This window comes from Caballeronia sp. M23-90 (genome assembly GCF_053574605.1).
In genome coordinates, this window is sequence record NZ_JBSIPA010000320.1 from 1 (window position 1) to 7,741 (window position 7,741).

The 7,741-nt window shown below is 62.0% G+C and carries 6 protein-coding genes and 1 pseudogene; 3 read left to right on the forward strand and 4 right to left on the reverse strand.

Annotated elements, in window-relative coordinates:
- Window positions 1-75: 75 nt before the first annotated feature.
- Window positions 76-261 (reverse strand): annotated as a pseudogene (locus ACRXB1_RS25040) (helix-turn-helix domain-containing protein); the annotation flags it as partial.
- Between the two features lie 127 nt (window positions 262-388).
- On the opposite strand from ACRXB1_RS25040, the gene argC reads away from it, so the two are divergent.
- The 3 genes from argC (at window position 389) to ACRXB1_RS25055 (ending at window position 4,418) form a co-directional block, all read left to right on the forward strand.
- The gene (gene argC, locus ACRXB1_RS25045) at window positions 389-1,318 is read left to right on the forward strand and encodes an N-acetyl-gamma-glutamyl-phosphate reductase (RefSeq protein ID WP_075357576.1); all 930 of its coding nucleotides are present in this window, start codon (window positions 389-391) and stop codon (window positions 1,316-1,318) included.
- Between the two features lie 312 nt (window positions 1,319-1,630).
- Entirely contained in the window at window positions 1,631-2,671 is a 1,041-nt protein-coding gene (locus ACRXB1_RS25050) for an ABC transporter substrate-binding protein (RefSeq protein ID WP_449493567.1), read from the forward strand.
- Window positions 2,672-2,744: 73 nt separating this feature from the next.
- Window positions 2,745-4,418 (forward strand): GMC family oxidoreductase, encoded by a 1,674-nt coding sequence (locus ACRXB1_RS25055; protein ID WP_449493568.1) that lies wholly within the window; start codon window positions 2,745-2,747, stop codon window positions 4,416-4,418.
- 10 nt (window positions 4,419-4,428) lie between these two features.
- Here the strand turns inward: ACRXB1_RS25055 and ACRXB1_RS25060 are convergent, their stop codons facing one another.
- From ACRXB1_RS25060 to ACRXB1_RS25070, 3 genes are read right to left on the reverse strand one after another with little or no spacing between them, the layout of a single operon-like run.
- On the reverse strand, window positions 4,429-5,856 hold the full coding sequence (locus ACRXB1_RS25060; protein ID WP_449493569.1) for an aldehyde dehydrogenase family protein: 1,428 nt from the start codon (window positions 5,854-5,856) through the stop codon (window positions 4,429-4,431).
- 25 nt (window positions 5,857-5,881) lie between these two features.
- Window positions 5,882-6,673 carry an ABC transporter permease gene (locus ACRXB1_RS25065; protein ID WP_062001908.1) on the reverse strand — a complete coding sequence of 264 codons (792 nt, stop codon included), beginning with the start codon at window positions 6,671-6,673 and terminating at the stop codon, window positions 5,882-5,884.
- On the reverse strand, window positions 6,670-7,578 hold the full coding sequence (locus tag ACRXB1_RS25070; RefSeq protein WP_449493570.1) for an ABC transporter permease: 909 nt from the start codon (window positions 7,576-7,578) through the stop codon (window positions 6,670-6,672). The genes ACRXB1_RS25065 and ACRXB1_RS25070 overlap by 4 nt, the downstream gene beginning before the upstream one ends.
- Window positions 7,579-7,741 lie beyond the last annotated feature (163 nt).

Sequence of the window (7,741 nt, forward strand, 5' to 3'; positions counted from 1 at the left end):
TCATCGGAGTGAATCAGCTCATTACCGCCGACTCGAAAGAACGTTCCGGTTTCAAGTGCGCGTAACAGCTTCACTTGCCGACGGTCGAACATGTCCGCGCTTGCGTGACAGGAGCGGAGCCCCGATGCGGTTTTCCAGTTCAGCGATGTGCAGGCTGACCGTTGGCGGCGCCAGGTGCAGCGCACGCGCCGCGTCCGCGAATGAGCCACGGTCGACAATGGCGACCAGAGTGCGCAAGCGGTCCAGGCTGATCTCTCGCATGTCAGGGTCCTGATTCAGAAAAACTGAATGTCAGCGTTGTGAAATTCAACTTTCACTATTTTAGCGGTGCGCAGAAGATAGGGGTTCGTTTTCTTTGTCATGACCCAGTCACCGGAGTATTCCGCGCATGAGCTCTCCCCTCGTTTTCATCGACGGCGACCAAGGCACCACCGGATTGCAGATCCACGAACGGCTTCGCGATCGAAGCGACCTGAAGCTATTTACGCTTCCCGCTGCGCAACGCAAGGATCCGAAGCGTCGCGCCGAAGCCATCAACGCCTGCGACATCGCTATCCTCTGCCTGCCCGATGCCGCCGCGCGCGAGGCGGTGGACGCCATTGTCAATCCCGCCGTCAGAGTTATCGACGCAAGTTCCGCCCACCGCACACAACCGGGCTGGACATACGGATTTCCGGAGATGACTGCGGGACAGGCGGAACGCATTGCAAACGCACGCCGGGTCACCAACCCAGGTTGCTATCCGACCGGTGCGATTGGCCTGCTGCGTCCCCTGCTGCAGGCCGGGCTCATACCAGACAGCTATCCGGTCTGCATTCACGCGGTGTCCGGCTACTCGGGACGTGGACGCGCCGGCGTGGAGGAGCACGAGGGGCCGGGCGCCGTCAACGCGCCTTCTTACCAGGTCTATGGGTTGGAACTCGCGCATAAGCACCCCCCGGAGATCCAGCAGCACGCCGGACTCGCGCAGCGTCCGATCTTCGTCCCTGCGTATGGTGCGTTCCGGCAGGGCATCGTGCTGACGGTGCCCCTGGATGTACGGCTGCTGGCACCCGACGTAGACGGCGCCACATTACACGCGTGCCTCACACGCCACTATTGCGGGGCGACGCACGTGCATGTCTTGCCGCTGCAGGAATCAAGCGCCTTGAAGCACCTGGATCCGCAAATGCTGAACGGTACGGACGACATGCGCTTGAGCGTATTTTCCAACACGGCGCACGGGCATGTGCTGCTATCCGCGGTTTTCGATAATCTCGGCAAAGGTGCCTCCGGCGCTGCGGTTCAGAACCTGAACCTGATGCTCACGCAGCAATAGTGGCCGCTGGCTTACGCGGGTCCTGGCAGTCGAATCTCTCAAACTGGCCGCCGAGCGTCCGCTCACCGCTGTTGCGCTGACTGAGCGGCGACCAGCCTTGACCCTTCCCACGGCACAAACAAAGCCGCCTTCATAACCTCATGTAATAGCCCCTCAAACAATTCCGGCGTTGCCACGCCCATAACGGCGCCCTATATTTTTCCTCAGCGCGGGCAGGACCGGCCGACTAGAGTCCGGCCACCGTGTCACGCTTGATGATTACATCGAACACTCCGCGCAACTGCCCTTCCAATGACCCCAGGACCGACGTCGATGAAAAATCTGCCGCTACGCCCCGTCGCATTGTTTCTGTCGATATTTCTCGCCTCCAGCGTCCCGGCACTTGCCGCCGGTCAGATCACATTTGTCTCGCAAGGCGGCAGCTACCAGGAAGCGCAGACCAAGGCGATTCTCGACCCTGCCGCGAAGCTGCTCGGCATCACAGTGAACCAGGACAGCATCCCCGACGCATGGCCGGCGGTAAAAGCCCAGGGCGCAACCGGCAAGCCGATCTGGGACGTGATCGATACCCCCACCGCGAACTGTCTGCGCGGCGGCCGAGAAGGTCTTCTGGAGAAGCTCGACTTCTCGAAGATCCCGAACGCCGCTGCCATGCCCGAGCAATACCGCACGCCCTATTCTGTTGCCTACGAGTTTTATTCGACGGTGATCGGCTACAACAAGAAGTCACTGAAGAAGGTCCCGCAGAGCTGGGCGGATTTCTGGAATGTGAAGGCGTTCCCCGGCACGCGCGCATTGCGCAATGATCCGCAAACCGTTCTCGAGGCGGCACTGCTCGCCGACGGCGTCCCGCGCAACAAGCTTTATCCGCTCGACGTGGACCGCGCGTTCAAGAAGCTCGATCAGATCAAGCCGGACATAACGGTCTGGTGGACGTCCGGCGGCCAGTCGGCGCAGTTGCTGCACGACGGCGAAGTCGATATGGAAATGATCTGGAACGGTCGCGCAAGCGCCGTGCAAAAGGACAATCCCGATGTCGCCTTCACGTATAACGACGGCATCCTGCAGAACACGCAGTTGTGCATCCTCAAGAACGCGCCGAATTTGCCGACCGCGATCCAGTTTTTGAACACCGCCATGTCCCCGGACCTGCAGGCCAACCTGCCCTTGTATATCGACTATAGTCCGGGCAATCCGGCTGCGTTCAAGACCGGCAAGATCACCGCGAAGCGTGCGGCCGAACTGCCCAGCTCGCCCGAGAACGCAGCGAAGCAGGCGCTGATGTCGGAAGAATGGTGGGCCTCGGAGCCGGGCATCCAGGCGAAGGCGCGCTGGCTGAAATTCATGCAATGACGTCCGTAGGTCCGGATTCTCCCGCGCCCGTGTTACAGGGCGCGTTCGCCTTTCTCCACGCACCACATACCTCGTGATCGACACTCTGATACTTGGCGGCGGGTCGGCCGGCTGCGTGCTGGCCGCGCGTCTTTCCGAAGATACCGGCAGACAGGTGATGCTCGTCGAAGCCGGTCGTGATATATCCGCGGCGACCATGCCCGCCGAAGTGCGAAGCCGCTACCCGGGGCGCGCCTATCTCGACGCCGACAACCTCTGGAAGCGTCTTTCGGCGCGCATGAGCACGCCCGCTTCGCCTCGCCGATACGAACAGGCGCGACTCCTCGGCGGCGGTTCCGCGATCAACGCGTTGATGGCCAATCGCGGCGCACCTGCGGACTATGATGAATGGGAATCGCTCGGCGCCAGCGGATGGAACTGGGCGGCATGCCTGCCCGCTTTTCGCAAGCTCGAAACGGACACCGATTTCACGGGTGAACTACACGGTACAAATGGACCGGTTCGCATCGGGCGTACTGAGCGCGCCCGGATTTCGCCGTTCGTGCGCGCGGTGCTGAAGGCGCTGGACCGTTCGGGATATCCGAATCGCGACGATCAGAATGGCCCTTGGGAAGACGGCTCGTTCATCGGTTCGATTGCGGTCAGCGAGCAAGGCGAGCGTATTCCCACCTCGGTCTGCTATCTGACCGATCAAGTCCGCCAACGCCCGAATCTTTCAATCAGGACAGACACAAGCGTTGATCGCATTCTCTTTGACGGCACGCGCGCAACCGGCGCGCTGCTGGGTTCCGGCGAAATCATCCAGGCACGCAATGTAATCGTCTGCGCAGGCGCAATCCACAGCCCGGCGATGCTGCTGCGCAGTGGCATAGGCCCCGCGGACGACCTTCGCGCGCTGGGAATGAAAGTGATCGCGGACCGTCCGGGCGTCGGCGGCAACCTGATGGAACATCCGTCGATCGCCGTATCCGCGTTCCTCAAAAAGTCCGCGCGCACCCTGTTTCCGGAAGAACATCATGAACAGGCGATCGTACGGTTTTCCTCAGGATTACCCGACACGGTTCCCGGCGACATGCACGGCGCGATCCTGTCCCGCTCAGGCTGGCACTCGATCGGGTATCGACTGGGAACGCTTTTTTTCTGGGTCAACAAGTCGTACTCGCGCGGACGGGTGACACTGGTTTCATTGAATGCGCGGGATGAGCCCAAAGTCGAATTCAACATGCTGTCGGACGCGCGTGATCTTGACCGGCTCAAGCTCGCGATTCGCTTTGGCGCGACCGCACTGAGCGATCCGGCGATGACCAAGTGGGCCGGTGCGCTTTTTCCATCGAGTTATTCCCCCCGTGTGGCGAGGGTGGCAGTGCCAGGCGTATGGAACGCCTTGCAGCGCGGCGCATTGAGCGTGCTGCTGGATGTTGCGGGGCCCTGGCGCGCGAGGCTGATCAGGACGCTCGTCACGCAAGGTGTAACGCTTGAGACGCTGCTTGGAGACGACCGGGCAATGACAGAATTCGTCACGCGCTCGGTCGGTGGCACGTGGCATCCATCGGGCACGTGCCGGATGGGCGCGCCTGACGATCCGCATGCCGTCACCGGCTCAAGCGGCCTCGTCTATGGCGTCGAGAACCTGCGGGTCTGCGATGCATCGCTGATGCCGTCCATTCCCTGCGCAAATACCAACATTCCGACCATCATGATTGCCGAGCGCATCGCGGAAATGATTCGCTCGGAACCGGCTCAATGAAGCATCGTGATCACGCTGCGTATCCCACGATGCCCTTCACTTCAAGAAACGCCTCAAGTCCCCACTCGCCATACTCGCGGCCGTTGCCCGATTGCCTGAAACCGCCGAACGGTGCGCCCGCGTCCCAAGCCGGGTAGTTGATATGCACGCTCCCCGCGCGCAGACGGCGCGCGACACGTCGCGCATGCTCGCGGTCACCGGACTGCACGTAGGCCGCGAGACCGAAGATGCTGTCGTTTGCCATCGCAATGGCATGCTCTTCGTCGTCGTAGGGGAGTATCGACAGAACGGGGCCGAAGATTTCATCGCGGGCAATGGTCATGTCGGGCCGCACGCCCGCGAAGACGGTGGGACGCACGTAATAGCCATGCGCCAATCCTTCGGGACGCCCGGTGCCGCCCGTGACAAGGTCCGCACCTTCGTCGATACCCTGCTGGATCAGCCGTTGAATGCGGTCGAATTGCACCGCGCTCACGACCGGACCAAGCGTCGTGCGTGCATCGTCAGCGGCGCCGACGACGTGCTTTTGAGCCGCCTCGCGCGCTATCGTCACCGCTTCGGCATGACGCGCGGCCGGCACGAACATGCGCGTGGGCGCGTTGCACGACTGTCCGCTGTTGCCAAAGCACGCGTTGACACCGGATGTGACCGCGGCGGTAAGCTCGGCATCGTCGAGGATGATATTGGCGGACTTGCCGCCGAGTTCCTGATGCACGCGCTTGACCGTGGGCGCAGCGAGCCGTGCAATCTCGATACCCGCGCGAGTCGAACCGGTGAACGACACCATGTCCACGTCGGGATGACTGCACAGCGCGGCGCCGGCGAGCGGACCGTCACCGTTGACGAGGTTGAACACCCCGGCAGGTACCCCTGCAGCGTCGAGCACCTCAGCAAACAGGAGCGCATTGAGCGGAGACACTTCGCTTGGTTTGAGCACCATCGTGCAACCGGCCGCAATCGCAGGCGCGACCTTGCAGACAATCTGGTTGATCGGCCAGTTCCATGGCGTGATCAACGCGGCCACGCCTATCGGCTCGTGCGTGATCAGCGTCGTGCCTTTCATGCGCTGCCAGACAAACGCCTCGCATGTGCGGATCAGTTCCTTCAGATGGCGCGTGCCGAGTCCCGCTTGCCAGCCGTGCGCAAGCGCGCGCGGCGCGCCGATTTCGCGTGAAATGACGAGCGCCATTTCTTCGTAGCGGTCCGCATAGGCGGCCAGGATCTTGCGGATCAGCGCAAGCCGCTCGTCGGGCGATGTCGCCGCAAACGAGGCGAACGCATGACGGGCCGCGGCCACCGCGCGGTCGATATCGGCCGGTGTTGCCATGGCGATCTCAGCGAATGGCTCCTCCGTGCACGGATCGATCACGCCAATCCGGGCCGACCCCAGCGGTTCCACCCACTCGCCGCCGATATAAAACTGCAACGCGTGATTCATCGAAATGACCTCTTGGTTAATGCACTCAAACACGCGCGGCCGACTTCCGGCTCACCACCACGATCATCACGAGGCATAACGTGATCGCCGTCAGCATGGTGCTGATCGCGGCAATGGTCGGATCGATTTCGTCGCGCAGCGTGACGAACATGCGGCGCGTCAGCGTCTGGTTGGCGCCTCCTGAAACGAACAGCGCCACTACGGTTTCATCGAGCGCCTGAATGAAGACGAACACCGCACCCGAGATCACGCTCGAGCGGATCTGCGGCAGCGTGACCGTCATGAAGCTGCGAAAGCGGTTCATGCCGAGACTGCGCGCCACCATTTCCTGCGTGGGATCGAAAGTGCGAAGATCCGCGCCGACTGCGATCAGGACGTACGGCAGCCCGAGCATGGTATCGGCGAGGATCAGGCCGCCAAGTGTATTCACGTAACCGGCCTGCGAGTACACGAAGAAAACCCCGACCGCCACGATGATGATCGGCACCATCAACGGCAGCATCAGCAAGGTCCGCATGTACCGCATGAACCGGTGCGTCCCGTTCTGGATGGCGTAGGCGGCAGCCACGCCCAATGGCGTGGCCAGCAGCGACGCGCACACAGAAGCAATCAGCGTGGTGCGGGCCGCGTCTATCCACGCGGAATTGCCGAAGAACGTGTGATACCAGCGCAGGGAATATCCGGGTGGCGGGAAGGTCATGAAGCGGGTGTCGGAGAACGACAGCGGCACGACGATCAGGATCGGCACCATCAGGAAGACGAGGATCACGACCACTCCGGCTGCCAGCGCCACGCGTGCGAAAGAGAGCCGGTTCATTTTGCCCCCAATGTCTTTTCGAGCGGCACTACGCGGCTCGCTGCATAAAAGATGGCGAACACGCAGACCAGCAGGACCACGCTGACTGCACTCGCCGCGCCCCAGCTGTTATAGATCTCCACATTGCGGCTCACGACCATGGACACCGTCACCGACTTGCCGCCGCCCATGAGTTCGGGCGTGATATAGAAGCCGAGGCACAGGATGAAAACGAGCGTCACGCCCGCGATCACGCCGCTCATGGACAACGGCAGGAACACCCGCAAGAAAACGTGCAGTGGCGAGCCGCCGAGGCTCGCGCCGGCATGCGAGAGGTTCGCGGGGATCTTCTGCATCGCGGAATAGAGCGGCAGCACCATGAACGGCAGCAGGATGTGCACCATGGCGATTACCGTACCGATCTGGTTGTAGCCGAGTTGCAGCGGGTGGTCGGTCAGGCCGCTCGCCATCAGCAGCTTGTTGACCACTCCGGTGCGCTGCAGCAAGACGAGCCAGGCGTAGGTACGCACGAGCACGCTGGTCCAGAACGGCAGGATCACCATGCCGAGGATCAGCGTGCTGAATCTGGGCGAGACGGACGCGGCGAGATAAGCGACCGGATAACCCAGCAACAACGTAATGACCGTCACGATGAAGCTGAGCTTGAACGTCAGCAGGAAGGTATCGAGATACACGCCGGTGAACACCCGCTCGTAATTCGCGAGCGTGAAGCCGTGATTCCAGATGGACTGCCACGACAGCCATACGAGCGGCACCACCAGCAGCAACACGATTACGACGAGCGCGGGCGTCATCAGCAGCCACATCGTCCGGTCTTCGCGACGCTGGTATTGCCGAAAGGGATCGGAGCGCGCGATGACGCTCGTGCCCTGCCCTGAAAGAATCCGGTTGGCGATTGACATCATGCACCTACGGCGTCGAGGAACTGGTACCACGCAGCGACACGATTACGACGAGCGCGGGCGTCATCAGCAGCCACATCGTCCGGTCTTCGCGACGCTGGTATTGCCGAAAGGGATCGGAGCGCGCGATGACGCTCGTGCCCTGCCCTGAAAGAATCCGGTTGGC

What these genes read in the sequence shown, in the direction of transcription:
- argC (WP_075357576.1), top strand. Translation starts at nt 389, where the DNA reads ATGAGCTCTCCCCTCGTTTTCATCGACGGCGACCAAGGCACCACCGGA.
- ACRXB1_RS25050 (WP_449493567.1), top strand. Translation starts at nt 1,631, where the DNA reads ATGAAAAATCTGCCGCTACGCCCCGTCGCATTGTTTCTGTCGATATTT.
- ACRXB1_RS25060 (WP_449493569.1), bottom strand. Translation starts at nt 5,856, where the DNA reads ATGAATCACGCGTTGCAGTTTTATATCGGCGGCGAGTGGGTGGAACCG.
- ACRXB1_RS25065 (WP_062001908.1), bottom strand. Translation starts at nt 6,673, where the DNA reads ATGAACCGGCTCTCTTTCGCACGCGTGGCGCTGGCAGCCGGAGTGGTC.
- ACRXB1_RS25070 (WP_449493570.1), bottom strand. Translation starts at nt 7,578, where the DNA reads ATGATGTCAATCGCCAACCGGATTCTTTCAGGGCAGGGCACGAGCGTC.